At 66.6% G+C, this 25,426-nt stretch carries 20 protein-coding genes; 7 read left to right on the top strand and 13 right to left on the bottom strand.

Features of this window, described 5'->3' with window-relative positions; translation table 11 throughout:
* Window positions 1-155 precede the first annotated feature (155 nt).
* From ACM42_RS15415 to trpB, 3 genes are all read left to right on the top strand, one after another.
* Window positions 156-548, top strand: coding sequence for a lipopolysaccharide assembly protein LapA domain-containing protein (locus ACM42_RS15415; RefSeq protein WP_271528728.1), 393 nt, complete (start codon window positions 156-158; stop codon window positions 546-548).
* 66 nt (window positions 549-614) lie between these two features.
* Window positions 615-1,286, top strand: coding sequence for a phosphoribosylanthranilate isomerase (locus ACM42_RS15410; protein WP_271528727.1), 672 nt, complete (start codon window positions 615-617; stop codon window positions 1,284-1,286).
* A complete protein-coding gene (trpB, locus tag ACM42_RS15405; protein WP_271528726.1) occupies window positions 1,283-2,500 on the top strand; it encodes a tryptophan synthase subunit beta in 1,218 nt (405 codons plus the stop codon). The genes ACM42_RS15410 and trpB overlap by 4 nt, the downstream gene beginning before the upstream one ends.
* Before the next feature lie 79 nt (window positions 2,501-2,579).
* Here the strand turns inward: trpB and ACM42_RS15400 are convergent, their stop codons facing one another.
* Complete coding sequence (locus tag ACM42_RS15400) at window positions 2,580-2,924, bottom strand: endonuclease domain-containing protein (protein ID WP_271528725.1); 345 nt, start codon at window positions 2,922-2,924, stop codon at window positions 2,580-2,582.
* 72 nt (window positions 2,925-2,996) lie between these two features.
* Between ACM42_RS15400 and trpA the strand changes: the two genes are divergently transcribed.
* From trpA to ACM42_RS15380, 4 genes are all read left to right on the top strand, one after another.
* Complete coding sequence (gene trpA, locus ACM42_RS15395; RefSeq protein WP_271528724.1) at window positions 2,997-3,833, top strand: tryptophan synthase subunit alpha; 837 nt, start codon at window positions 2,997-2,999, stop codon at window positions 3,831-3,833.
* A 112-nt stretch (window positions 3,834-3,945) separates the two neighbouring features.
* Window positions 3,946-4,887: an acetyl-CoA carboxylase, carboxyltransferase subunit beta gene (accD, locus tag ACM42_RS15390; RefSeq protein ID WP_271528723.1), complete on the top strand. Its 942-nt coding sequence runs from the start codon at window positions 3,946-3,948 to the stop codon at window positions 4,885-4,887.
* The gene (locus tag ACM42_RS15385; RefSeq protein WP_271528722.1) at window positions 4,884-6,227 is read left to right on the top strand and encodes a bifunctional folylpolyglutamate synthase/dihydrofolate synthase; all 1,344 of its coding nucleotides are present in this window, start codon (window positions 4,884-4,886) and stop codon (window positions 6,225-6,227) included. Before accD ends, ACM42_RS15385 begins: the two co-directional genes overlap by 4 nt.
* Before the next feature lie 144 nt (window positions 6,228-6,371).
* Complete coding sequence (locus tag ACM42_RS15380) at window positions 6,372-7,112, top strand: metallophosphoesterase family protein (protein WP_271528976.1); 741 nt, start codon at window positions 6,372-6,374, stop codon at window positions 7,110-7,112.
* An 18-nt stretch (window positions 7,113-7,130) separates the two neighbouring features.
* Here ACM42_RS15380 and ACM42_RS15375 read toward each other — a convergent pair whose 3' ends face one another.
* The 12 genes from ACM42_RS15375 to ubiE form a co-directional block, all read right to left on the bottom strand.
* Window positions 7,131-8,138 (bottom strand): ATP-dependent DNA ligase, encoded by a 1,008-nt coding sequence (locus ACM42_RS15375; RefSeq protein ID WP_271528721.1) that lies wholly within the window; start codon window positions 8,136-8,138, stop codon window positions 7,131-7,133.
* Window positions 8,139-8,279: 141 nt separating this feature from the next.
* A complete protein-coding gene (gene trxA / locus ACM42_RS15370) occupies window positions 8,280-8,600 on the bottom strand; it encodes a thioredoxin (RefSeq protein ID WP_008540017.1) in 321 nt (106 codons plus the stop codon).
* Window positions 8,601-8,670: 70 nt separating this feature from the next.
* Window positions 8,671-12,180: a double-strand break repair helicase AddA gene (gene addA / locus ACM42_RS15365; RefSeq protein ID WP_271528720.1), complete on the bottom strand. Its 3,510-nt coding sequence runs from the start codon at window positions 12,178-12,180 to the stop codon at window positions 8,671-8,673.
* Entirely contained in the window at window positions 12,174-15,320 is a 3,147-nt protein-coding gene (gene addB / locus ACM42_RS15360) for a double-strand break repair protein AddB (protein ID WP_271528719.1), read from the bottom strand. The genes addA and addB overlap by 7 nt, the downstream gene beginning before the upstream one ends.
* Before the next feature lie 241 nt (window positions 15,321-15,561).
* On the bottom strand, window positions 15,562-16,284 hold the full coding sequence (locus tag ACM42_RS15355; protein WP_271528718.1) for a nucleotidyltransferase family protein: 723 nt from the start codon (window positions 16,282-16,284) through the stop codon (window positions 15,562-15,564).
* Window positions 16,285-16,402: 118 nt separating this feature from the next.
* A complete protein-coding gene (locus ACM42_RS15350) occupies window positions 16,403-16,720 on the bottom strand; it encodes a PilZ domain-containing protein (RefSeq protein ID WP_271528717.1) in 318 nt (105 codons plus the stop codon).
* Window positions 16,721-16,807: 87 nt separating this feature from the next.
* On the bottom strand, window positions 16,808-18,364 hold the full coding sequence (tsaE, locus tag ACM42_RS15345; protein WP_271528716.1) for a tRNA (adenosine(37)-N6)-threonylcarbamoyltransferase complex ATPase subunit type 1 TsaE: 1,557 nt from the start codon (window positions 18,362-18,364) through the stop codon (window positions 16,808-16,810).
* The gene (locus ACM42_RS15340) at window positions 18,361-20,865 is read right to left on the bottom strand and encodes a sensor histidine kinase (protein WP_271528715.1); all 2,505 of its coding nucleotides are present in this window, start codon (window positions 20,863-20,865) and stop codon (window positions 18,361-18,363) included. Before ACM42_RS15340 ends, tsaE begins: the two co-directional genes overlap by 4 nt.
* Before the next feature lie 238 nt (window positions 20,866-21,103).
* Window positions 21,104-21,562 (bottom strand): dUTP diphosphatase, encoded by a 459-nt coding sequence (gene dut / locus ACM42_RS15335; protein ID WP_271528714.1) that lies wholly within the window; start codon window positions 21,560-21,562, stop codon window positions 21,104-21,106.
* Entirely contained in the window at window positions 21,559-23,010 is a 1,452-nt protein-coding gene (gene coaBC / locus ACM42_RS15330; RefSeq protein WP_271528713.1) for a bifunctional phosphopantothenoylcysteine decarboxylase/phosphopantothenate--cysteine ligase CoaBC, read from the bottom strand. Before coaBC ends, dut begins: the two co-directional genes overlap by 4 nt.
* Before the next feature lie 56 nt (window positions 23,011-23,066).
* Window positions 23,067-24,641, bottom strand: a complete 1,575-nt coding sequence (gene ubiB / locus ACM42_RS15325; protein ID WP_271528712.1) for a 2-polyprenylphenol 6-hydroxylase — start codon at window positions 24,639-24,641, stop codon at window positions 23,067-23,069.
* Entirely contained in the window at window positions 24,638-25,399 is a 762-nt protein-coding gene (gene ubiE, locus ACM42_RS15320) for a bifunctional demethylmenaquinone methyltransferase/2-methoxy-6-polyprenyl-1,4-benzoquinol methylase UbiE (RefSeq protein WP_028176477.1), read from the bottom strand. The genes ubiB and ubiE overlap by 4 nt, the downstream gene beginning before the upstream one ends.
* Between the last annotated feature and the right edge of the window lie 27 nt (window positions 25,400-25,426).

Raw genomic sequence — 25,426 nt, 5'->3', positions numbered from 1 at the left:
GCGCGATGTGATCGCGCTTTAGTTTATTGTTTGAGCATGATCTTTTCGGAAAACCGCGGCACACTTTTCCGGATCATGCTCTAGGGCCGGCATCAGGGTTTTTCGCGGTCGCGCGCGATGCGGCCGCAGGCTTGATTCAAGGCGAGCGAAGCGAGATGCGAAAGTTCCTGACCGCGCTGATCGTGATTCCGCTGGGCCTGATCCTGGTCGCGTTTGCCGTCGCCAACCGGCATTTCGTCACGGTCTCCTTCGATCCCTTCATTTCCGACGACCCGTCACTGTCGCTGACGTTGCCGCTGTTCATGCTCCTGATTCTGGTGGCCGCGCTGGGCGTCGTGGTCGGCGGCTCAGCCGTCTGGTTCGGCCAGTGGCACTGGCGGCGCGCGGCGCGCCGGAATGATGCGGAGGCCCGGGCCGCCCGGGCCGAGCTGTCCGATCTGCGGGCCCAGGCGGCTGCGGCCAGGCCCGAGCCCCAGCGCCTTCCCTCTCCCTCCGGGGTGGGCCTGTACGGGCCCATCGGGCGAGACAAGCAGCGCGCGACGTTGTAGAAGCGGCCCCGACCGAAAGCCCCGTTTTCCGGCCGCGGACCCGCGGCCTCCATCTGCTTTGAGACCATGTCCCTGCTCGTCAAAATCTGCGGCCTGTCCACGCGCGAGACGCTTCAAACGGCGCTCGACGCCGGCGCCGACATGGTGGGGTTCGTGTTCTTTCCGCCGTCGCCGCGGCATCTCTCTCTGGAGGCCGGGCGCGAGCTCGGCCGGCAGGTGAAGCAGCGCGCGCTCAAGGTCGCGCTCACCGTCGATGCCGACGACGCCACGCTCGACAACATCATGGATGCGCTGTCGCCGGACATCTTCCAGCTCCATGGCAAGGAGAGCGTGGCGCGGCTGCGCGACATCAAGCAGCGGTTCGGCCGTCCGGTGATGAAGGCGGTTCCGGTCGCAACATCGGCCGATCTCGCCGCGCTGCCGGGCTACGCCGCGGTCGCCGACAGCATTTTGTTCGACGCGCGCGCGCCGAAGGATGCGACGCGGCCCGGCGGCCTGGGGGAGCCCTTCGACTGGCACCTGCTGGAAAATCTCGATCTGAAGCTGCCCTACATGGTCTCGGGCGGGCTTCACGCCGACAACGTCACCGAAGCCCTCCGCGTCACCCGCGCCGGCGGCGTCGACGTGTCCTCCGGTGTCGAGAGCGCCCCCGGCGTCAAGGATCCCGAGATGATCAAGGCCTTCATTCGCGCCGCGCGCGCCAGCCAAGATACAAGCCAAGAGTTGAGTGTTCGATGACCGTCGCCAAACCCAATTCCTACCGCAGCGGCCCCGACGAGCGCGGCCATTTCGGCATCTTCGGCGGCCGCTTCGTCGCCGAAACCCTGATGCCGCTGATTCTCGACCTGGAAAAGGCCTACACCGCCGCCAAGGCCGATCCGGCCTTCCAGGCCGAGATGAACGGCTATCTCAAGAACTATGTCGGCCGGCCTTCGCCGCTCTATTTCGCCGAACGCCTCACCGAGCATCTCGGCGGCGCCAAGATCTACCTCAAGCGCGAAGAGCTGAACCACACCGGCTCGCACAAGGTGAACAACGTGCTCGGCCAGATCATGCTGGCGCGGCGCATGGGCAAGAAGCGCATCATTGCCGAGACCGGCGCCGGCCAGCACGGCGTCGCCACTGCGACGCTGTGCGCGCGCTTTGGCCTGGAATGCGTGGTCTATATGGGCGCGGTCGACGTCGAGCGGCAGCAGCCCAACGTCATCCGCATGGAAATGCTGGGCGCCAAGGTGATGCCGGTGCAGTCGGGCACGCGCACGCTCAAGGACGCCATGAACGAGGCGCTGCGCGACTGGGTCACCAACGTGCACAACACCTTCTATTGCATCGGCACGGTCGCAGGTCCGCATCCCTATCCGACGCTGGTGCGCGACTTCCAGTCGATCATCGGCAACGAGACCAAGGCGCAGATGCAGGAGGTCGAAGGACGCCTGCCGGACTCGCTGGTCGCCTGCATCGGCGGCGGCTCGAACGCGATGGGCCTGTTCCATCCCTTCCTCGATGATCCCACGGTCGAGATCTTCGGAGTCGAAGCCGCAGGCCATGGGCTCACGCAACTGCATGCGGCCTCGATCGCGGGCGGCCGTCCCGGCGTGCTGCACGGCAACCGCACCTACCTCTTGATGGATGCGGACGGCCAGATCCAGGACGCGCATTCGATCTCGGCCGGCCTCGACTATCCCGGCATCGGCCCCGAGCATTCCTGGCTGCATGAGGTCGGCCGCGTGAACTATCTCTCCGCGACGGACGACGAGGCGCTCGCCGCGTTCCAGCTACTGTCGAAGCTCGAAGGCATCATCCCCGCGCTCGAACCCGCGCACGCCATCGCCAAGGTGATGGAGCTCGCGCCGAAGCGCGCAAGAGATCACCTGATGGTCGTCAATCTCTCCGGCCGCGGCGACAAGGACGTCCCGCAGGTTGGCGACATCCTGAGGGGCAAGAGCAAGTGAGGCGGGTGTCGCACTCTCTTCACCTCTCCCCGCCGGGGAGAGGTCGGCTGCGAAGCAGCCGGGTGAGGGGGCTCTCCGCTTACTCGAATCTCAGTGAAGATGCGATGAGCTCAAGCACGCCCTCGAGATTCTCGTACACATCCGTGTTCGAGACCCGAATGACCAGGAATCCGCAGGCCTCGAGAATTTCGGTCCTGACTTCGTCGCGTTCGACTTCCGCTGGGCTGGAATGCGTGACTCCATCCACTTCAACGATGAGCTTGCCGTCCAAAGTCACGAAGTCGACGATGTACCGATCAATCGGATGCTGTCGGCGAAACTTCCAGTGGGCGAGCTGCCTGTTGCGCAGCGCTTGCCAAAGCTTTGCTTCGGCGCTCGTCTGCGACTCGCGGAGCCTTCGCGCTCTGGACTTGAACCTCTCCATCCCCCTCACCCGGCTGCTTCGCAGCCGACCTCTCCCCGGAGGGGAGAGGTATAGCACAGCGGCGGCCGGATCATGACCACGCGTATCGACACCCGTTTTGCCGAGCTTGCGAAGCAGGGCCGCTCGGCCTTCGTGACCTTCCTGATGGCCGGCGATCCTGATCCCGCGACCTCGCTCGAGATCATCAAGGCGCTGCCGAAATCCGGCGCCGACGTGATCGAGATCGGCATGCCGTTCACCGATCCGATGGCAGACGGCCCGTCGATCCAGGCTGCGGGCCTGCGCGCGCTCAAGGCCGGCATGACGCTGAAGAAGACGCTCGAGCTGGTGCGCGGCTTCCGCAAGGACGACAACGCGACGCCGATTGTGCTGATGGGTTACTACAATCCGATCTACATCTACGGCGTCGACAAGTTCCTGGTCGATGCGAAGAGCGCGGGCGTCGATGGTCTCATCATCGTCGACCTGCCGCCGGAGGAAGACGACGAGCTCTGCCTGCCCGCGATGAAGGCCGGCCTCAATTTCATCCGTCTGGCGACGCCGACGACCGACGACAAGCGCCTGCCGGCGGTGCTCGCCAACACTTCGGGCTTCGTCTATTACGTCTCCATCACCGGCATCACCGGTGCGGCGGCCGCGGACTCCGTGGCGGTGAGCGAGGCGGTCGCCCGCATCAAGCGGCATACGAAACTGCCGGTCTGCGTCGGCTTCGGCATCCGGACGCCGGAGACGGCGCGCGCCATTGCCTCGCATGCCAATGGCGCGGTCGTTGGCACGGCACTGGTCGATGCGCTCAAGAAAAGCCTCGATGCGGAGGGGCGGGCGACCGGCAAAACCGTCAACGCCGTGGCCGAGCTGACGGCGGCCCTGGCCCAGGGCGTCAAGGGCGCGTCTCAGGCGGCGGAATAGGCCATAATTCCGCTTTTGAGGCGAGCGACACGGCGGCTTGCCGGGCAGAGGGCGGGCCGCCATATATCCCTTCAGGCGATCCGCGAGGCGGGTTCGCACATCGGAGCAAACCATGAACTGGCTTACCAATGTGGTCCGGCCGAAGATCCGCAACATGCTGCGGCGGGAGACGCCGGAGAATCTGTGGATCAAATGTCCGGATTCCGGGCAGCTCGTGTTCTACAAGGACGTCGAGGCCAACCAGTTCGTCATTCCCGGCTCGAATTACCATATGCGCATGGGCGCGGTGGCGCGTCTGAAGTCGATCTTCGACAACGAGACCTGGTTCGACGTCGCGTTGCCCGATGTCACGCCCGACCCGCTCAAGTTCCGCGACGAGAAGAAATATGTCGACCGCATCAAGGATGCGCGGGCGCGGACCAATCTGAACGACGCGATCAAGGTCGGCTATGGCAAGCTTGAAGGCTCCGCCGTCGTCGTCGCCGTGCAGGATTTCGACTTCATGGGCGGCTCGCTCGGCATGGCCGCAGGCGAGGCCATCGTGCGCGGGATGGAGCTCGCGGTCGAGAAGAAGTCGCCGTTCATCGTGTTCGCCGCCTCGGGCGGCGCGCGCATGCAGGAGGGCATCCTGTCGCTGATGCAGATGCCGCGCACCACGGTTGCGGTGCAGATGCTGCGCGAGGCAAAACTGCCCTACATCGTCGTGCTGACCAATCCGACCACCGGTGGCGTCACCGCGTCCTATGCGATGCTGGGCGACGTGCAGATCGCCGAACCGGGTGCGCTGATCGGCTTTGCCGGTGCGCGCGTGATCGAGCAGACCATTCGCGAGAAGCTCCCTGAAGGGTTTCAGCGCGCCGAGTACCTCAAGGAGCACGGCATGGTCGACATGGTCGTGCACCGTCACGAGTTGCGCCCGACACTGGCGCGGCTCTGCCGACTGCTGACCAAGGCGCCGGCGCTGGAAGGCGCATCGAAACCAGTGCAGCCGGTGGCGAGCCCGGCGCAGATCGTATCGGCCGCCGAGACGGCGCCGGCTGCGCCCCACGCGTGAACGCCCCCTCTGACAGTGCAAAGACATCGCTCGGCGAATTGATCGGGCGGCTGTCGGCCCTGCATCAGAAGCGCATCGATCTCGGGCTCGAGCGGATGCACCGTCTGCTCGAACGGCTCGGTCACCCCGAACGCAAGCTGCCGCCGGTGATCCATATCGCCGGCACCAACGGCAAGGGTTCGACGCTGGCTTATCTGCGCGCGACGCTGGAAGCTTCAGGTCTGAGCGTCCACGCCTATACCTCGCCCTATCTCGTCCGCATCAACGAATGCTTCCGGCTCGGCCGCGTGGGCGGCGGCGTGCTTGTCGGTGACGACGAGTTGCGCGCCGCACTGGAAGAGGTCGAGCGCGTCAATGCCGGCGAGCCGGCGACTGTGTTTGAGTTGAAGACGGCTGCCGCGTTTCACCTGTTCGCGCAGAACCCGGCCGATGTGGTGCTGCTCGAAGTCGGCCTCGGCGGCCGGCTCGATTCGACCAACGTGGTCGATGCGCCGGCGGCCTGCGTGATCACGCCTGTCAGCATGGACCACATGGATTTCCTCGGCGATACGTTGACGTCGATTGCTGGCGAGAAGGCCGCGATCATCAAGCGCAACGTGCCCGTGATTTGCGCTGAGCAAATGCCCGAGGCAATGGCCGTGATCGAAGCGCAGGCGAAGCACATGCGTGCGCCGCTGTTTGCCGCAAACGAGAGCTGGCACGTCAATGTCGAGCGCGGGCGTCTGGTCTATTCCGACGATCGCGGCTTGATGGATCTCCCGGCGCCGCGTCTGTTCGGCCGCCACCAATTCGCCAATGCCGGGCTTGCGATCGCGACGCTGCGTGCGCTTCCAGCCATCAAGGTCAACCACGCCGCGTTCGAAGCCGGCATCGTCGGTGCCGAATGGCCGGCGCGGATGCAGCGCCTCACCTCGGGCGAACTGCTGTCCTGGGGTCCGCAGGGCTCCGAGATATGGCTCGACGGCGGCCACAATGCCGAGGGCGGGCGGGTCGCAGCGGCGGCGCTCGGCGATCTCGAGGAACGGGTGTCGCGGCCGCTGGTGGTGATCGCGGGCATGATGTCCAACAAGGACGCGCAGGGATTTCTCGCCAATTTCGCTGGCCTCACCCGTCATATCATCGCCGTGCCGATTCCCGACACCGAGAACGCAATGCCGGTCGATCGCCTCGCGGATGCCGCGCGCAGCCTCGGCATGCGCGTCGAGACCGTTTCCGGCGTCGAAGCCGCGCTGCGCGCCTTGGCGAAGCTCGCCTACGAGGTGCCGCCGCGCATCCTGATCACCGGCTCGCTGTATCTGGCGGGCCACGTGCTGGCAATCAACGGCACGCCTCCTGCATGACGGTCTCGTGTCCCGGACGCGGCGCATCGCGCAAGCGATGAGCCGCAGAGCCGGGACCCAGAATGCCGCAACATGGGCCCCGGCTCTGCAGCGCACCGCTGAAGAGGCGCTGCGCTGCGTCCGGGGAACGAGAGAGAAATGCCAATGCGCTTTGCCGCGATTGCCGATATCCACGGAAACTACCTCGCGCTGGAGGCCGTGCTCGCCGACATCCGCGCGCACGGCATCGGCGACATCGTCAATCTCGGCGACATGCTGAGTGGCCCGCTCGATGCGCGCCGGACGATCGAGATCCTGATGACGCTCGATGCGGTACACGTGCTCGGCAATCACGACCGCTATCTGCTCGACCGTCCGCCGGAGAAGATGGGCTCGTGGGACCGGCCCGCCCACGCACAGCTCGATGCCGCTCAGCTCGACTGGCTGCGTGCGCAGCCGATGACGCGCGTGTTCCGTGAGCGGGTGTTTCTTTGCCACGCGACGCCCGGCAGCGATGAAGTCTATTGGCTCGACACCGTGCATCCCGACGGCACGGTCGCGCTGTCGCCGCTCGATCGCATCGAGCAATTTGCGCAAGGGATCACGCAGTCGCTGATCCTGTGCGCCCACACCCATCTCGCCCGTGCCGTGCGCTTGCGCGACGGCCGGCTGATCGTCAATCCCGGCAGCGTCGGCAGCCCTGGTTATCGCGACAAGCATCCATTCCCGCATGTCGTCGAGGCAGGCACCCCCCACGCGCGCTATGCGATCCTCGAACTCGTCGATGGTGCCTGGCAGGTGACGTTTCGAAACGTGGTCTATGATCACGAGGCCATGGCCGCGCTGGCGCGCCGCAACGATCAGCCGGAGCTGGCGAACGCGCTCGCGACGGGATGGATCAAGTAGGGCCGCGCGCGTCGGCCATCACTTCAACAGCTTCATCGGGTCGGCCAACTTCTGCTTCAACTGCTCGAAGCGGCATTGCTGCGGCGCCTTGTCGGGGCGCCAGCGCAGGATCGAGGTGCCGTGGCGGAAGCGCTCGCCGCTGAAATGGTCGTAGCAGACCTCGATGACGAGCTTCGGCTTCAGCGGACACCATTTCGCCGAGCGTTCGGTCGACCAGCGGCTCGGCCCGCCCGGCGCGTTGCCGGTGAAGCCGGGCTCGCCGATCAGCGCCTCCAGTCGGTCGGTCAGGTCGGGCTTCTCCTGTGCCTTGATGGCCGAGGTGAAGCCGACATGATGCAGCAGGCCGTCATCGTCGTAGAGTCCGAGCAGCAGCGAGCCGACCACGTTGCGGCCGGCGATCTTGTTGGTGGCGTAGCGGAAGCCGCCGACCACGCAATCGGCGCTGCGGAATTTCTTGATCTTCTGCATGCCGTCGCGATTTCCCGCCTGATAAGGCAGGTCGACGCGCTTGGCGATGACGCCATCCGAGCCGCCGCCGGATTGTGCGAGCCATTTCCTGGCCGAGGCATAACTCGCCGTCGCAGGCGAAAGCCGGAAGATGCTGCCCTTGAGATGGGACTTCGCAAAAGCTTCCAGTGCCGGCCGTCGCTCGCTGAGCGGCGCCTTGGCAAGCTGCTTCTCCCTGGCCGTCGCGAGCAGGTCGAAAACGAGGTAGAGCGCGGGCGTCTCCTGGGCGAGCTTCTTCACCCGGCTTGCGGCAGGATGAATTCGCTGCAGCAGCGCGTCGAACGAAAAACCCTTGCCCTGCGGCACCACGATCTCGCCGTCGAGCGTGAAGCGATCGGCCTTCAGCTTCAGCGCGGCGGCAACGATCTCGGGGAAATAGCGCGCAAGGTCCTCGCCGGATTTCGAGCGCAGATCAACGTTGCCGCCCTCGCACGACAGCAGGCAGCGGAAGCCGTCCCACTTGGGTTCATATTGCCATTCCTTGCCGCGCGGGATCTCGTCGACCGAACGCGCCTCCATCGCGACGAGAGAGCTCGATCTTCGGACGCGCTTCGCGGGAGGGGCTGGCAACGGCGGGGCTCGTCATACGCTGAACACGTCCCATCAACGCAAAACGGCCGGCTTTCGCCGGCCGTTTCCGAAAATAAACCTGGAGGCGGATCAGACCGCGGAGGTGATCCACTGCTGCAGCTTCGCCTTGGGCGCCGCGCCGACCTGGCGGGAGGCCATCTCGCCGCCCTTGAAGATCATCAGGGTCGGGATCGACATCACGCCGTACTTGGAGGCGGTCTTCGGGCTCTCGTCGACGTTGAGCTTCACGATCTTGACCTTGTCGCCCATCGCGCCGGCGATCTCGTCGAGGGCAGGCGCGATCATGCGGCAGGGGCCGCACCATTCGGCCCAGAAATCGACGACCACGGGGCCGTTCGCCTTGAGCACTTCGGCTTCGAAATCGGCGTCGGAAACCTTGCTAACGGCCATTGGGAGTACCTCACTCGGTTGAAAGAGAATCGGCGCGACCTGGAATCGCGCCCGGGATCATGTGGTCAACCTATGAACGGCTCCTTGCCGGGTCAAGGACGCTCACACCGAGATGAAGGGATGCCAGCGCCGCGTCCAGCGCGGGGGCCGAAATCTCCATATATTCAAGGGCCTCCGTCCAGAGCAGGACGGCCCTGACGGGCTTTCGGGGATAGAGCCGCGACAGCACCGCCCGGTACAGCGCAAGCTGTCGGACATAAGCCGCCGGCGCCTCTGCGGCGCTTCTGGGGGCTGCCTGGTTGGTCTTGAAATCGACGATCAGGACCTCCTCGGGGCGAACCACCAGCCGGTCGATCTGCCCCGACACCAGCGCCGGGGCGCGGCCCGGCCGCTCCAGCCGGCCGGCGATGGCAACCTCCGCGCGGCTTCCGACGGCAAAGACCGGGGCGAAACGCGGTTCGGCGATCAAGGCGAGCACCTTATCGGCCAGCGCAATGCGGTCGGCCTCCGGCCAGTCCGAGGCATTGCGTGCCATAAAGCCGAGCGCCGCCTCGCGCCGGCGCTCAACGGCGATGTCGGGCAGGGATTGCAGCAGACGGTGCACCAGCGTGCCGCGCTGCAGCGCCAGAGCGCGCGACTGGATTGACTCGCCGGTCCGCACGCTGCGGCCTTCCTCGGCAGACTGGCCCGAGGGGCGCACGGGATCGTCGTCGATGGGCTCGCTCGGCACCGGCGTCCGCAGCCAGTCCGGCAGCACGATCGATTGGTCCCGGGGCGCCGCCGGCGCCCCCAGCGCCGCGACATCTTCCGGTCGGGCGAATCGGGTGACCTTGCCGAGCGGCGTCTCGATGATCTGCTTGTTCAGGCCCGCGCCGGCGAGACCGGTGTCGACGAGGTCGTACCAGCTCAGCTTGCGGACGTCCTTCCTGTTGCCCGGCAGGCAGCCGCCGACGATCAGCCGGTCCGCCGCGCGCGTCATCGCGACGTAGAGCAAACGGCGATACTCGTCTTCTGTCTCCTCGATCATCGCCTTGCGCGCCTCGGCAACGGGCCTGGGATCATCCGCCTTGCGGCCGGCCCAGACCACGACCTCGCCGCCATTGTCGCGCGATACGTTGATCAGCTGAAGCCGCTGCGAGTCCGCGGGCGAGGAGGTGGTGTCGACCATGAACACGACGGAGGCCTCGAGGCCCTTGGCGCCGTGCACGGTCATCACCCGGACCTCGTCGCGCGAGATCTCCATGTCGCGCTTCACCTCGGTATCGGCCGAGCGCAGCCAGGCCATGAAGCCCTGCAGCGAGGCCGGTGCCTTACGCTCGTAGTTCAGCGCGAGCTCAAGAAATTCATCGAGGGCGTCGTTGGCCTCATGGCCGAGCCGGCGCAGGATGCGCGCGCGGCCGCCGTCGCCGCCGAGCAGCCAGGCATAGAACGCGAACGGCGTCTCCTCGGTGGCGAGCATCTCGCAGGCTTCCAGGCGCCGCAACGCAGCGGCGAACTTTTCGCTTCCAGCTGCGTGCTCGCCGAGCGCGCGGCGCAGCGATCCCTTGCGGTCCCAGGCCAGCGTGAACAAATCGTCGTCATCGAGCCCGAACAGCGGGCTCTTCAGCGCCACCGCGAGCGCGAGATCGTCCTGCGGCAGCAGCAGCGCGTCGGCGAGGTTCATCAAATCGATGATGGCGATGTGCTCGGTGAGCTTGAGACGGTCGGCGCCGGCGACCGGAATGTTGGCGTGCTTCAGCGCCTGGATCACGGCGTCGAATGCGTTGCCGCGCCGGCGCACGAGGATCAGCATGTCGCCATAACGCAGCGGCCGCCGCTCGCCCTCGTGTCCCGTCAGCGTGCCGCTCTCCACCAGCCGCTTGATCTCGGCCTGGATGCGGCGGGCGAGCTTCACCTCCGGACTGGTGACGGCGACGCCGTCAAAGGGCGCGCGCCAGCCCTCGATGTCCTGCCTGTCGTCGGCCTCGGCCAGATCCCACAGCTCGATCACGCTCGGCCCTGCATCGGCGAGCGCATTGTGCAGGGGATGACCGATCTCGACCGAATGGATGCTCTTGTAGATCTGCGGATCGCGGAAGACGTGGTCGACGGAGTGCAGGATCGTCGCACCCGAACGGAACGAATAGGTGAAGGCGACCGGATCGAATTTCAGCCCGGCGGCCGTGAACTTGCGATGCAGCTCGCGCCGGCGCGCATCGAACTCGTGGGGCGCTGCGCCCTGGAACGAGAAGATCGACTGCTTCTCGTCGCCGACCGCGAAGATGGTGCGGTTCAGCCCCTCGCGCGCGCCTTCGCCGGCGGTGAATTCGGAGATGATGTGCGCGACGATGTCCCACTGCCGGGGGCTCGTGTCCTGCGCCTCGTCGATCAGGACGTGGTCGACGCCGCGGTCGAGCTTGTAATGCACCCAGCCCGAGGAGACGCGATCGAGCATCGCCAGCGTCTTGTCGATGAGGTCGTCATAGTCGAGCAGCCCGCGCTCCTGCTTCTCGCGGCGGTAATTCGCGGCAGCGGCGGTCGCGATGTGCAGCAGCGCGGCGGTGCGGTCACGAACCGTCACGGCGCGACGCTTTTCGATCAGTCCTGCAAGACGCTGCGCCTCGGCCTCGAACAGGCGGGCAACGGACGGATTGTGATCGCAGAATTTCTTGGTCAGCACCGCCTTGCGCGGCAGCTTGTCGTCGGTGAGGAAGACGGACAAATAGGCATCGACCTGGTCGCTGCCGGAGAACGCCTTTGCCGCGCGGAGGCGCCCCGCCTGGTCATTGTCCGATTTGCTGCCGTTTTCCAGCGCGAAGGCGATGTCGTCCCAGCGCGATCGCGGCAGGAACGGACCATCCAGAATCTCCGTTTCGATGTCCTCGATGCGGTCGCTCACGTCAACGCCGAGCACCGCAGCCATCTGCGCCGCTGCGGCTTCCGCGTTGCCGGCCTCGTCGGTCCAGGCCATGAAGTGATCGCGGCTGAGGCACGCTTCGCGCACGACCTCCTTGAAGGTGACATCGGCGGCACTCGACATCGCGGTCAGGAGCGCGCGTCCTGTCACGCTCTCGGGGGCGCGCGCTGCCTCCAGCAGCACCTTCAGATTGGCGCGCTCCATCATGTCGGTCTGGTCGCGCTCGTCGATCACGGCAAAGCGCGCCGGCACGTTGGCCTCGAACGGAAACTGCTGGAGCAGGCGGGTGCACAGCGCATGGATGGTCTGCACCTTCAGCCCGCCCGGGGTCTCCAGTGCGCAGGCGAACAGTTTTCGCGCGTCGCGCCGCAGCTTTGCACTGGGATGCGGGATGCCGACGGCGCGGATCGCGGCATCGAGGGCGGCATCATCCAGCGTCACCCAATGCCCGAGCGTGGTGAACACACGTTCGGCCATGTTGGCCGCGGCGGCCTTAGTGAAAGTGATACAGAGGATCTTTTCCGGCGGCACGCCCGACAGCAACAGGCGGATCACGCGCTGCACCAGCACATGGGTCTTGCCCGAGCCGGCATTGGCCGAGACGAAGGCCGATGCAGTCGGATCGGACGCGCGCGCCTGTCGCGCGCGCGCCTCGTCGGGGATGGGACGCGGCGCCTTCACCATTCCTCGATCCCCAATCCTCCGGCGGCGGACCATTCCTTGATCCGGGCGAGGTCGTCATAGGTGCCGTAGCGGTTCGCCCACATCGGCAGATTCAGCGAGGTATAGGCCTGGCTCTCGTCCTCGAAGGCACGGATCAGCGCTTCCAGCTTGGCTCGCGCTTCGGCTGCCGCGGTGTCCGGCGGCTGCGGCTCGTCGCCTTGCTTGAACTTGAGCTCCAGGATGCGCTCCTCGCCCGGCGGATTGTTGCCGCTGAGACGGACATAGACGAGCTGGCTCACGGAGGAGCCGGCGTCGATATCTGGGAAGCCGCCCTCGCGCAAAATCGCGGCTTCCAGCGTGAGCTGCGGTGACAGGCCCATGCGGACCTGCTTGCCGGTCGGCGGCTGCCCGGTCTTGTAGTCGAGAATGGCGTAGCTGCCGCCCTGGCGGCGCTCGATGCGGTCGGCGCGCGCGGAAAGATAGAAAGTGCGCGCGTTGTCGAGCGGGATCGAGATCTCGCCCCGGGTCTCGGCCGTGATTGCCTCGATCGCGTCGCGCCGCGCCGTCTCCCATTCGCCAAACCAGCGCGCGATACGCTGGAAGCGGGGCCACCACAGCGCCCGCGCCTCGGGGCGCTCCATCAGCGGCGCAAAATGCTTCTCGCCGATCGCACGCAGCACGCGCGCGGGATCGTCGGGCAGATGTGCGGCATAGGCCTCGGTGAACTCGCCGAGCGCATCGTGAATCGCCGAACCGCGGTCGGCAGCCGAGAGCGGCATGTCGACCGGATCGAGCGCATCGAGCCGCAGGATGCGTTTGGCGTAGATCGTATAGGGATCGCGCAGCCAGTCTTCGATTTCGGTGACGGACATCTTGAGCGGCCGCATGGCGCGCGGCGGCCGCGGCTCCGGCTGCTTGATCGGTCTGACCTCGTCGGGCTGGTCCAGTGCGGCCGCAAACTGCACATATTTCTCGCCGGCACGGACAGCCGCGCTCCAGAGATCATCGCCCGCGACCGCCTCCAGACGGTGCAGGAAGCGCGAGGCGACCGCCGGTGCGCCGCCGGCCTTGGCGGAATGGGTGAGGATCACCTCGCCGCCGCCGAGCAGCTGCGCGAAGTCATGGGCGGAGAGGCCGATGCGGCGCTCCGGCAGGTCGAGCCCGAGCTCGTGTCGCATCGGCCGGCTGAGCCAGGGGTCGATGCGCGGCGCCGGAGGCCAGACACCTTCGATCAGGCCGCCGATGATGATGCGGTCGGCCTGCATCAGGCGCGATTCCAGCGGGCCGTAGATCTGCAGGCGGGCGCCGGGTCTGTCGCGCCGCCGCACTGCGCGATCGCCGAACGCCGTCTGGAAGACGTCGGGATAGTCGGGCAGCGGCACCATCAGCCCGCTGGCCGTGCCGCTGCGCAGGAGATCGTCAAAGGCGCTGGCAAGCGCGAGACCATCGCGATCCTCGAAGGCGAGCGGGATGCCCTGCTCGTCGCGCGACAGCTCGATCATGATCTCGCGATGCCGATGCGCGAGCTCGGCGAAGTCATATGGTCTCGCGGGCGGCAGGCTTTCGATCGGTGCCAGTGCCTTTTGCAGGACATCGATCAGCGCCTGGATGCGATCGAGATCCTCCGCCTTGAGACGCGCCCGCGGCTCGGCGCGGTGCAGCGCGGAGACCTCGCGGCGCCAGAGCTTTGCGAGTTCCTCGCGGAAACGGTTGAATTCGCGCAGGAGGCCTGCGGTGGCCGCCGGCGGGCGCGTGCCGCGCAGGACTGCGAGCTCGAGGCCTTCGATCGCCATCTTCCACGTGCCGGGCGCGCGGCCGAGCCGGCATAACGGATGCTTCAGCATCGCCAGCAATGTTGCCGGCTCCAGCCCCTTTGTCGCCGCCTCTGCCGCGAGACGCGCGAAAGTGCCGGCGGATGTCTCCATCAGCACATCGCCGCCGGAATCGTCGAAGGCGAGGTCCCATCGAGTCAGCGCCGCCATCACCCGCCGCGCCAGCGCGCGGTCGGGCGTCACCAGCGCCGCCGATTTGTCGAGATGCCGCGCCTCGCGCATCGCAATGGCGATCGCGAGCGCTTCCATCTCAGGGTTGGGGGCTTCGACGACAGCGAGGTTCTTCATGCCGCCGGCGATCTTCGCGGCGACGTCAGGCTGCTTCAGCCGGTCGTGCCAGACTTCCGTCCTGGCGGAGGGCCGCATCGATTCGGACGCGAGCAGATCGCGGCCGTCGTCCGCTGGGGGCTGAAGCAATTCGACATCGCCACGCTTGATACCGAAACGCTGCAGCAGCGCGTGCATGGCATATTGCGGATGGTTCGAGGCCGGATGCTCCACGAACTTGCCGAGCGCATCGCGCACGCCGCCGATGGTGCGCCACGCGTCGTCGTCGAGATCGGTGTCGAGGCCCGGCAGCACCACCGCGCCATGCGGCAGCGACGCGACTGCGTGCAAGAACTTCGCGGTGGCCGGCATCGAGCCGGTCGAACCCGCCGCGATCACCGGCCCGTTCGGATGCGCGGTCAGCCGTTTGGCTTCCGCCGCGATCAGGAGATCGCGCCGCGCGGCCGGCTCGATCCGGTTGATCTCCGCAAGATGATTGGGCCAGGCCATGCGCGCGATGCGCAGGAATTCGAGCGAGTGCTGCCAGTAGCGATCGAGCTGGTCCGGCACCAGCCCATCGAGCGCGCTCCAGTCCACGCCGCGCGTGACCATGTCGTCGATCAGGCGCGCGAGATCGGATGCAAGCGCCAGCGTCGAGGCCGGCCCGCCGACCACCAGGGGCGACAGCACCGGGCCCCTGGCCCAGGCGGCGACGAGCTGCGCCAGTGTCAGCCGCCGTTCGAGCTCGCCCAGCCGCGGCGGAATGTCGAGCGGCGCTGCACCGGAAAACTGTTCGCTCTCGCCGGCGAAGGCGAGCTCGTCCTCGTCGATGTCGCCGAGCGCGACGATGCGCGGCAGCACCACTGCGTCCGCCTTCATCTCGTCAAGGAAGATCTCACGCACGACGCGCATCGCGCGCCTTGTCGGCAAATACAGCGTGGCGTCGGCCAGCCGCGCCGGTTCCTTGCGGGCCTCGAACCCCTCGACCAGCCGGCCGTCGAGCAGGGCCGTGACGACCGTGCGCAGAAACGGAACTGAGATGGGAACGCTGAAAACGCGCATGAGCCGCCTGATTCGAGAATCAGGGCAATATAGGGAGGCAGCGTCAAATGGTCATGGGCGCAGGTGAGTAGTCCCCGCTGTTCGCGGCGACGGCGGTCTCGTGCCCCGGGCGCAACGCGGCATGAAATGACGCATCGCTGAGCCGGGGGCCGATGTAGCTTCATCACGGCTGTGGACGTGTGGGTCCCGACTCAGCTGTGCACCGCTACGCGCTGCACAGCGTCCGGGACACGAGCGGGCCTTACGCCACGCTCTCCAGAAACGCCTCTTCCGCGGCGTGAACGGCATCAGGCGTGCCGACATGCATCCAGACACCGTCAAGCCGGAGGCCGAACAGCCGCTCCTGCTCGTTGGCGCGATCGAACATCCTGGTCAAAGAGAACTCGCCCTTCGGCGCGTCGGCGAAGATCGACGGCGACATGATCGCCGCGCCGGCATAGACGAACGGAACGACCTCTTTTTCCTTGCGCTTGCGCAGGGCCCCGTCGGGCAGCATGCCGTAATCGCCGCGGCCGCCATAGCCGATGCTGGTTGCGGTCGGCGCCATCAGCAGCAGGATGTCCATGCGCTCCGGGTCGAAATTTTCAGCGAGCCGCGTCAGGTTCGAGCGCACGCCGTCGATCCACAGCGTGTCGGAATTGACGTGGAAGAACGGCGCGTCGCCGAGCAGCGGCAGTGCCTTGACCACGCCGCCGCCGGTGCCGAGCACCTGGTCGCGCTCGTCGGAGATGGTCACGCGCGGATGCTGGCGCGAAGCGACGTGATTGATGATCTGGTCGGGCAGGTAATGCACGTTGACCACCGCCTCGGTCACGCCGGCCTGGCCGAGCTTGTCGAGCACGTGGTCGAGCAGCGGCTGGCCAGCCACCGGCACCATCGGCTTCGGCATCTTGTCCGTCAGCGGACGCATGCGCAGGCCAAACCCTGCGGCGAGCACCATGGCTTTGGTCGGTTTGACGGGCATCCTTCGCTTTCTCAGACCGTTCGCATTCGCAGCAATCCTACCACGAGGCTCGATCAGCCGCATCGCATCTCGACCGCCTTAACCACCCGCCGTGACGGTTGTACGACGGGTGTTGCCGTCACGCCCCAATGGTCGCGGAACGCGCCCTTTTCTTCTTGTCACCGAGCTTGAGGAAATTGACGCCGATCTGGTCGCCATTGACCCAGGCAAGTTCGCAGCGCCGGTACGCCAGCCCGGTGGACGACAGCAGGAGAAAGAATTCCTTCAGATGGAGCCCTTCCACCGAGCCGTCGATGGTCAGCTTGGCGCCGCTCTCGGAGACGTCCTCCATGGTGCAGTCGCGCCGCCAGGTGCCGTCGATTCCCATCACCTGGGCCGGAATCCCGCGTTCGAAAACAACCCGGCTGTTGCCGCGCTGATCCGTCTGTACCGCCATCTGTCCTGCTCCAGCCCCGTAATCATCCGGCTGCCTCGCCGCCAGAATACCGACGTTTTGGCTAACGGCCGGTAAATCGGGTCTCAATCAGGCTTGAGATGCCGCTTGGAACGGTCCTTGGGACGCCCCTTGGGGCGGCGGCACGTTGGCGAGATACCACTCGCGCAAGGAGCTCAGCGCGGGATGCGCTAGCGAGCGCTGGAGATAGGTCCAGATCCGCGGCTGATGGCGCAGGTAATGCGGCTTGCCGTCGCGCCGGTTGAGCCGGGCGAAGGTGCCGAGCAGGCGCGTGTTCCGCTGCGCCGACATAATAGCGTAGCTCTCGGCAAAGCCGGCCGCATCGAAGTTCGTATCGCTTAAGCGGCGCGTCTTGATGTAGCTCGACAGCAGCGCCAGCTCGAGGGTTTCAGGGACGTCGACACGCGCATCCTGCAGCAGCGACACCACGTCATAAGAGTGCGGCCCGAGCACGGCGTCCTGGAAGTCGATCACGCCGACGCGTTTAATGGCGTCGCGGTCAGCGAGCCAGATCAAGTTCGGCGAGTGATAATCGCGGATGACCCACGTCTTCGGCCCGGCCAACGGCTTTTTCAGCAACTCGCGCCACATCGCGAAGAACTCTGCGTGCTTCTGATCGCTCAGCGGTGCGTTGCGATCGGGCAGATACCATTCCGGCATCAACCCGATCTCGATCAGTAGCGCCTCGGTGTCGAAGACAGGAATGGTGTAGGTCTGATCCGGCAGCTCCAGCGTCTGCGGCAATGTCCTTCTGTGCAGCACGGCCAGCACGTCGGTCGCAGCTTCGTAACGTTCGGCGATCGGGCGCGGCGGATCACCTTCGACCACGCCTTCACTGCCGAAATCCTCTGAGATCAGGAAGCCGTGGTCGAGATCGTAATGGTGGATCGCGGGCGCCGAGATCCCCACCACGCGCAAGCCTGCGTCCATGGCAACGAAAGGCCTGATGTTCTCGGCCAGATGCACCGCGGCGCTATAGGACTTTCCGTTGTACAGGGCCGCGCCGTCGGGCCGCTGCGGAAAGTTCATGAGGATGACGATGCCGTCGTCGCGCAGCAGCCGCGCATAGGAGCGCGTCGACGCATCGCCGGCCATGCGCTTGCGCGTCGCCTCCATGTAACCGGATGCGCCGAGGAATTCGCGCAGCGCCTGCAGCCGTGCAACGATGGCGGCGCCCTTGCCGTGGCCGGTGATGTCGGCGGCGCGTGCGCTCGATCCCAGCGCCGGTCGGTGCGTCAGCGCGATGTCGATGCGATCCTCGGGCATCGCCGACGGTGCGCGCTCGGGCCATTCGATCAGGACGAGGGTGGCATCCGGGAGCGGCGACAGGCCGATCTCCTCGAGCTCGCTCTCGTCCTCGACGCGGTAGAGATCGGCATGCATCACCGGGAAAGGCGGCAGCTCGTAGCCCTGCACCAGCGTGAAGGTCGGGCTCGGCACTTCCAGCGTCTCGTCGCCGGCGAGGTAGCGGATCAGGCTGCGCGCCGCCGCAGTCTTGCCGGCACCGAGATCGCCGGTGAGGGTGATGACGTCACCGGGGCCGACCAGCAGCGCGAGGTCGGCCATCAATTGCGCAGTGGCCGTCTCGTTGTGGAGCGCGACGGAGAATGTGGTTGGTTCCGTCATTCGGCGGCGTCGCGATGCGCCGCCTGGTCGGTCGGGAAATCGCAGATCACGACCGTGCCCCGGCCGACGATCGAATCCACCCGCACCTTGCCGCCATGCAGCTCGACGAAGGAGCGCACCAGCGACAGGCCGAGCCCGGCGCCGCGGTGACGCGAGCCCTGCGAGCGGCTTTCGAACCAGTTGAACACCTTGTCCTTCATGTCGGCAGGTATTCCAGGTCCCGAATCTGTCACGGTGAAGACCACGCTGCGTTCGGTGCGCCGTGCGCTGATGCCGACGGTGGAATCCTGTGGAGAAAACCCGACGGCGTTGGCCAGGAGGTTATAGAGCACCTGCACCACGCGCTTCTCGTCGCCGGTGAAGCTGCCGACGTCGGGCGCGATCTCGACCTTGAGGCGGATGCGGTCGGTGGCGAGCCGGTCCTGGATGCCCTCTGCGGCGAGCTCGATGGCCTTGCTGACGTCGACTTGCCCGAGTTCCAGCTTCATCGCGCCGGCGTCGATGGTGGCGAGATCCAGGATGTTGTTGGTGAGCGCGAGCAGTGCATTGGTCGATTTGGTGACGTAGTCGAGATATTCGGCCTGCTTCGGCGTCAGCGGCCCGGTCGAGGGATCGCTGAGGAAATGTGCAAAGCCGATGATGGTGGTGAGCGGCGAGCGCAGCTCGTAGGAGACGTGGTGGACGAAATCCACCTTCATCTGGTCGGCAGCCTCCAGCGCCTCGTTGCGCTCGCGCAGCGCGCGCTCGACATTCTCGGTGTCGGTGATGTCCTGGAACGTCAGCATGGTGGCGCCGTCGGGCAGCGGCCGGATCATGCCGTCGAGCACGCTGCCGTCCTTGCGCTCCAGCTTCAGCGGCACGTCGGCGCGGTTTTCGATCGAGGTGATGGCCTCGCGGATCTGGCGCCAGACGACGGGATCGTCGTAGAGCTGATGGCACCAGCCTTCCACCGTCTGGATGTGCGGCTCGTCGCGCATGGCATCGCTGGAGAGCTTCCACATCCGGACGAAGGCCGGATTGAACAGCTGCGCCTTGCCGTTGCTGCCGAACACCGCGACGCCCTCGGCGAGGCTGTCCAGCGTCTCGCGCTGAACGCGGATCAGGCCGTCGAAACGGCGGGCGAGGTCGAGGCTCTCGGTGACGTCGTCGAACAGGTAAGTGACGCCACCCTCGGGATTCGGCGTGGTGACGACCGAGAGCGCGCGGCCGTCAGGCAGGAACCAGGTGTCCTTGGCGGTCTCGACCGCGCGATAGGCTTCGTGCAGCTTGGCTTTCCAGGCGCGGAAATCCGGCTGCTCCGGCAATTTGCGCGCGGCGCGGAGCTGGTCGAGCACGCTGGAATCGTCAGGGTTGGCGTCGAGGAAGGTGCGGTCGAGGTCCCACAGCCGCCGATAGGAATCATTGTAGAAGGCGAGGCGGCGCTGGCCGTCGAACACGGCAACGCCGGAGGAGAGCTGGTCGAGCGTGCGGCGGTGCGCCTCCGCCATTCGCACCAGCGCCGACCTCAGTGCATCCGCTTCGCTGGCATCGATCGCGACGCCGACGCTGCCGCCGCCCACATTGATGGCGCGCACGTCGTAGATACGCCGCTCGCCGCCGATCACGATCGGCAGCCGCGAACTGAAATTGGCCGCGTCCTTCAGTCCCCGTTCCATCGCGGTGCGGTTGGCACTGTCGAGCAGCTCGAGCTTGCGCTCCTGGGCATCGGTGACGCTGTTCGCTTCGGTGGCGCGCACATAGGCCGGATTGGCGTAGGTCAGCGCGCCGTTCTCACCCTTGGCCCAGATTGGCCAGGGCGCGGCGGCGGCAAGGCCGCGCAGCATCTCGGTCTCGTCGGAGAGCGCCTTGTAGCGCAGATGGGTCTCGGCCAGATCGCGGCGCAGTCCCGAGAGCTCGCGAATCCGGACAATGGCCTGGCCGCCGATGGCGCGGCCGATCGCTTCCAGCGTATGGCCGTGCGCGGTGGTCAAGGTCAGCTGGAACCCGTCGCCGCGATCGCGCAGCGCGTCGACGGCATGGTCCATCTGAAGCGCGGGCTCCGGAGGCAGCCAGGTTCCGAACGCCAGCACGCGCTGCGGGGAGGAGTCGCGCGGCAGCACCATGGAGATGTCGCCGGAGATCTGAACGCGGTTATCGCCGGCCGGCCAGGAGATCAGAATCTGCGGTTCGGCGAACAGCAGCGCGCCGAAACGGTCGGCCTGGAGCTGAAGTTCCCCGATCCGTGCGCGCAGCCGCGCCTCGTTCTTGACCAGGCGGACCCGCGTGCGCATCAACAGGATCGCGGCCACCACCGAGAATCCGAGCAGCGCCAGCGCGGTGGCGAGGACGGCGAGTTCCTGCCGGTTGAAATCCAGCATGGTGGAGAGGGTGTCGATGAGATCGGCGGCCCGGGCCGGCGCAGCCGGCAGCAGCGCCGCAAGAGCGCTCCCAATCAAGCCGCTGCGCGCCAGCGACGTGCACGACAGCAGCGTCCGACGCATCGACACGATCACGCCTGACATAGTTGCCCCAAGACCGCACGAATTTGCGCGCGGCGACCCCCGTCGCGCGCGAATCAAAAGACAATACCCCCACCGTGACTCCGCCGGTAAGAGTCCAGATCGTGAACGTAAAGGCGGGCCCCCAAAAATGCCGCCGTGGTGTTCCCGCCCACGTAATTCTTGGGGTTCCGCAGGTCGCGCGGATTGCTCGCCACGATCAGGGTGCGCGTTCCCGCTCGCTCGCGGAGGGGTAAGGACTTCAGCGGCCGGTCGAGCCGAAGCCGCCGGCGCCGCGATCGGTCGGCGACAACGTCGCGACGGGAACCAGGGCAGCTTGCACCATGGGTGCGATCACCATTTGGGCGATGCGCTCGCCGCGCTTGATCACGAAGGGCGCCGCGCCGTGGTTGATCAGGATCACCTTGATCTCGCCGCGGTAGTCCGCGTCGATCGTGCCCGGCGAGTTCAGCACAGTGACGCCGTGCTTGGCGGCAAGCCCCGAACGCGGCCGCACCTGCGCCTCGTGCCCCGGCGGCAGCGCGATCGCAAGGCCGGTCGGCACCAGCGCGTATTGGCCGGGGGCGAGCGTCATCGGCTCGCTGTCCGGAACGGCTGCCATGAGATCGAGGCCGGCGGCCTCGCTGGTCTGATAGGCCGGCAACGGCAGACCTTCGGCATGGGCGAGGCGCTGCAGTTCGACCGTGACCTTCGTGCTCAAGATGCCGTCTCCAGGGATTTGTCGGTCGCGCGTCTGGCAATGTGTGCGACCAGTTCGATGGCGACCTGTTCCTTGGTCATCACCGGCCAGGAATCAACCGCAATCTCGCCGTCCTTGGCACCGTCCTTGCGGCTGAGGAGGTGGACGGTGTTGCGGTCGCCGCCCATCACGCCGGTGGCCGGCGACACGTCATTGGCGACGATCCAGTCGCAGCCCTTGCGCGCGAGTTTTGCTTTGGCGTTGTCGATGAGATGTTCGGTCTCGGCGGCAAAGCCGATCACCAGGGGCGGGCGCTTGTCGGTCAGTTTCGAGATCGTGGCGAGGATGTCGGGATTCTCGACCAGCTGAAGCGGCGGCATGCCGGCTGCGGTCTTCTTCAGCTTCTGCTCGCCTTCGTTGGCGACGCGCCAGTCGGCGACCGCGGCGGCGAAGATCGCGATATCGGCGGGAAGCGCGGCCTGCACCTGCTCCAGCATCTGCCGTGCCGATTCGACGTGCTTCACCGTCACTCCGGGTGGATCGTCGAGGTCGACCGGGCCGCTCACCAGGATCACCTCGGCGCCGGCGGCCTGCGCGGCGGCGGCGATGGCAAAGCCCTGCTTGCCGGAGGAGCGGTTGGCGATGTAGCGCACGGGGTCGATCGGCTCGTGCGTGGGACCCGCGGTGATCAGCACGCGCTTGCCCGCGAGCGGCCGCGGCGCCGGCGGCCGCAACAGCCGTTCGGCGGCATTGGCGATCTCGATCGCTTCCGACATGCGACCGATTCCGGCCTCGCCGGCTTCGGCCATCTCGCCGGAATTGGGGCCGATCAGCACCACGCCGTCGCGCTGGAGCAAGCCGACGTTGCGGCGCGTCGCCGCGTTGCTCCACATCAGCGGGTTCATCGCCGGCGCCAGCAGCACCTTGCGGTTGGTCGCGAGCAAGATGGCGCTGGCGAGATCGTCGGCATGGCCGTTCGCCATCTTCGCCATCAGGTCGGCGGTCGCCGGCGCCACCACGATCAGGTCGCAATCGCGCGCGAGGCGAATATGGCCGGCGTCGAATTCGCTCTGGGGGTCGAACAGGTCGGTGTAGACGCGCTCATGCGAGAGCGCGCTGACGGCCAGCGGCGTGACGAATTGCTGGGCCGCCTTGGTCAGCACGCAGCGGACCTCGATGCGGCGCTCCTTCAGCCTGCGGATCAGGTCGAGCGACTTGTACGCCGCGATCCCGCCGCCGATGATCAGGGTGACGCTGGCCTCGGGGAGGGCGCCGGTGCGCTGCGGCGCCGGTGCGGCGGACGGGGCAGGCGGCACCGCAAACGGCGTCAGCGGCTCCTCGCGGCCCTCGATCAGCTCCCGCAGGATGACCCGGACCTCTTCCTCGACCGACCTGCGGTTCTTGGCCGAGCGCAGCCGCAGATAGGTTTTGACGCCGTCGTCGAGCTTGCGGATGGTCAGGCTTGCCATGACGCCCTCCAGCACGGAATGATAGCGATGCTATCACTCACGTGATTGCAGTGCAATCAAAGATTCCGGACGGCGATCAGGATGCCGATGAATGTCGCGGCGATGATCCACAGCGCCACGGTGCGCCAGCGGTTCTTGCGGCCTTCGCTGCGCCCCATGGCCGCGATGCTCTCCGGCGACAGCCTGATGCCCTCGCGGGTCATGGTCTCGAGCTGCTCGAGGACCTTCACCGACCGCTCGGCGATCTCCGGCAGGCGCATCAGCACGCGCGCGATGTCGCCGGTCCCGGCCAGCGCACCCTGCACCCGGCCGATGGGCCCGAGATTGCGCTCGATCCATTCGCGTACCACGGGGTCGGCGATCTTCCAGATGTCGAGCTTGGGATCGAAGCCGCGGGCCACGCCCTCGACCACCACCATGGTCTTCTGCAGCAGGATCAGCTCGGGCCGCGTGGTCATGTCGAACAGGCCGGTGACCTCGAGCAGCAGCGTCAGCAGCCGCGCCATCGAGATCTCCTCGGCGGTGCGGTTGTGAATGGGCTCGCCGATGGCGCGGATGGCTTGCGCGAAATTCTCGACCGAATGGTGCGCGGGCACATAGCCCGCTTCGAAATGCACCTCGGCGACGCGGCGATAGTCGCGGGTGATGAAGCCGAGCAGGATCTCGGCGAGGAAGCGCCGCTCCTTCATGCCGAGCCGGCCCATGATGCCGAAATCGACCGCGACGAGACGGCCGGCGTCATCCAGGAACAGATTGCCCGGATGCATGTCGGCGTGGAAGAAGCCGTCGCGCAGCGCGTGCCGCAAGAAGCTCTGGATGATCTTGCGGCCGAGGTCGGGCAGGTCGACCTGCGACTCGGCAAGGCGCTTGTGGTCGTTCAGCGCGATGCCGTCGATCCACTCCATCGTCAGCACGTTGTGCGTCGTGCGATCCCAGTCGACGGTCGGCACGCGGAAGTCAGGATCCTCGCGCGTGTTCTCCGCCATCTCCGACAGTGCGGCGGCTTCGAGCCGCAAATCCATCTCCATCGCGACCGATCGCGACATGGTGTTGATGACTTCGACCAGGCGCAGCCGCCGCGCCTCGGCCGAATAGGCTTCGGCCTTGTGCGCGACGAAGAAGAAATCGGAGAGATCGCGGCGGAAGCGTGCGGCGACGTTGGGCCGCAGCACCTTCACGGCGACCGATTTGCGGATACCGTCGCGCAGCACTTCGGCACGATGCACCTGCGCGATCGAGGCAGCCGCGACCGGCGGGCCGAAGCTTGCGAAAATGTCCTTCAGCGGCCGTTCCAGCGACGTCGCGATGGCGGCCTCGGCCTCGTCCTGCGGAAACGGCGGCAGGCGGTCCTGCAGGCTTTCGAGGTCGCGCGCCATGATGACGCCGACCACGTCGGGACGCGTCGCCAGGAATTGTCCGAGCTTGAGATAGGCCGGGCCCATCCGCGTCAGCGCGCGCGCGATCCGCGGGCCGTGCTTGGTGCCGCGGCGTTCGACGAGGCGCGCCAGCTTCAGCGCGAGCTGTCCCGGGGGCGGCACGAGGCTCGGATCGACCGAGCCGAACACGCCCTCACGCGCGAACACGAACGCGGCGCGGATCAGGCGCGTCATGTGGGTGATGGCAGAGATCACAAACGCCAGCCCGAATGCAGTGCCACGATGCCGCCGGAGAGTGTCTGCCAGCTGACGCGGGAGAAGCCGGCCTCGCGGATCATGTCGGCGAAAGCGGCAGGCCTCGGAAACTTGCGGATCGATTCGACGAGATATTGGTAGGATTCGGCGTCGCCCGTGACCATGCGGCCGAGCGGCGGGATCACCTTGAACGAGAACAGATCGTAGAGCTTGTCGAGCCCGGGCATCTCGACGGTCGAGAACTCCAGGCAGAGGAAGCGGCTGCCGGGCCTCAGCACGCGATAGGCCTCGCGCAGCGCCAGGTCGATCTGCGGCACGTTGCGAATGCCGAAAGCGATCGTATATGCGTCGAAGCTGCGATCGGCGAAGGCGAGCGCTTCGGCATTGCCTTCGACGAAGTCGACCCGGGTGTCGAGATGCTGCCTGGCGGCGCGTTCGCGGCCCACGGCCAGCATATCGGTGTTGATGTCGCAGACGGTGGCATGGAAACCCGCACCCGCGGCCTTGGCGGCGCGGAACGCGATGTCGCCGGTGCCACCGGCAACGTCGAGCAGGGCGAACGGCCGGTCGCCCCTGGGCGGGTCGAGCGCCGTGATCATGATGTCCTTCCAGACCCGGTGCAGGCCACCGGACATCAGGTCGTTCATCAAGTCATAGCGCGACGCCACGCTGTGAAACACATCGTTCACCAGCGTCTGCTTGTCGCCCAGGGGGACGTCCCTGAAGCCAAAATGCGTGGTTTCGCCCGGCCGATCCATTACTCTACTCCGCGAGGCGGACCATAG

This window comes from Bradyrhizobium sp. CCBAU 25338 (genome assembly GCF_028128965.1).
Taxonomy (GTDB): domain Bacteria; phylum Pseudomonadota; class Alphaproteobacteria; order Rhizobiales; family Xanthobacteraceae; genus Bradyrhizobium; species Bradyrhizobium liaoningense.
This window is presented reverse-complemented; position numbering and strand designations above follow the sequence as displayed.

Excerpts from the sequence above, each read along its gene's own strand:
- ACM42_RS15415 (WP_271528728.1), top strand. The coding sequence starts at position 156 with ATGCGAAAGTTCCTGACCGCGCTGATCGTGATTCCGCTGGGCCTGATC.
- ACM42_RS15410 (WP_271528727.1), top strand. The coding sequence starts at position 615 with ATGTCCCTGCTCGTCAAAATCTGCGGCCTGTCCACGCGCGAGACGCTT.
- trpB (WP_271528726.1), top strand. The coding sequence starts at position 1,283 with ATGACCGTCGCCAAACCCAATTCCTACCGCAGCGGCCCCGACGAGCGC.
- ACM42_RS15400 (WP_271528725.1), bottom strand. The coding sequence starts at position 2,924 with ATGGAGAGGTTCAAGTCCAGAGCGCGAAGGCTCCGCGAGTCGCAGACG.
- trpA (WP_271528724.1), top strand. The coding sequence starts at position 2,997 with ATGACCACGCGTATCGACACCCGTTTTGCCGAGCTTGCGAAGCAGGGC.
- accD (WP_271528723.1), top strand. The coding sequence starts at position 3,946 with ATGAACTGGCTTACCAATGTGGTCCGGCCGAAGATCCGCAACATGCTG.
- ACM42_RS15380 (WP_271528976.1), top strand. The coding sequence starts at position 6,372 with ATGCGCTTTGCCGCGATTGCCGATATCCACGGAAACTACCTCGCGCTG.
- ACM42_RS15375 (WP_271528721.1), bottom strand. The coding sequence starts at position 8,138 with ATGGAGGCGCGTTCGGTCGACGAGATCCCGCGCGGCAAGGAATGGCAA.
- trxA (WP_008540017.1), bottom strand. The coding sequence starts at position 8,600 with ATGGCCGTTAGCAAGGTTTCCGACGCCGATTTCGAAGCCGAAGTGCTC.
- addA (WP_271528720.1), bottom strand. The coding sequence starts at position 12,180 with ATGGTGAAGGCGCCGCGTCCCATCCCCGACGAGGCGCGCGCGCGACAG.
- addB (WP_271528719.1), bottom strand. The coding sequence starts at position 15,320 with ATGCGCGTTTTCAGCGTTCCCATCTCAGTTCCGTTTCTGCGCACGGTC.
- ACM42_RS15355 (WP_271528718.1), bottom strand. The coding sequence starts at position 16,284 with ATGCCCGTCAAACCGACCAAAGCCATGGTGCTCGCCGCAGGGTTTGGC.
- ACM42_RS15350 (WP_271528717.1), bottom strand. The coding sequence starts at position 16,720 with ATGGCGGTACAGACGGATCAGCGCGGCAACAGCCGGGTTGTTTTCGAA.
- tsaE (WP_271528716.1), bottom strand. The coding sequence starts at position 18,364 with ATGACGGAACCAACCACATTCTCCGTCGCGCTCCACAACGAGACGGCC.
- ACM42_RS15340 (WP_271528715.1), bottom strand. The coding sequence starts at position 20,865 with ATGTCAGGCGTGATCGTGTCGATGCGTCGGACGCTGCTGTCGTGCACG.
- coaBC (WP_271528713.1), bottom strand. The coding sequence starts at position 23,010 with ATGGCAAGCCTGACCATCCGCAAGCTCGACGACGGCGTCAAAACCTAT.
- ubiE (WP_028176477.1), bottom strand. The coding sequence starts at position 25,399 with ATGGATCGGCCGGGCGAAACCACGCATTTTGGCTTCAGGGACGTCCCC.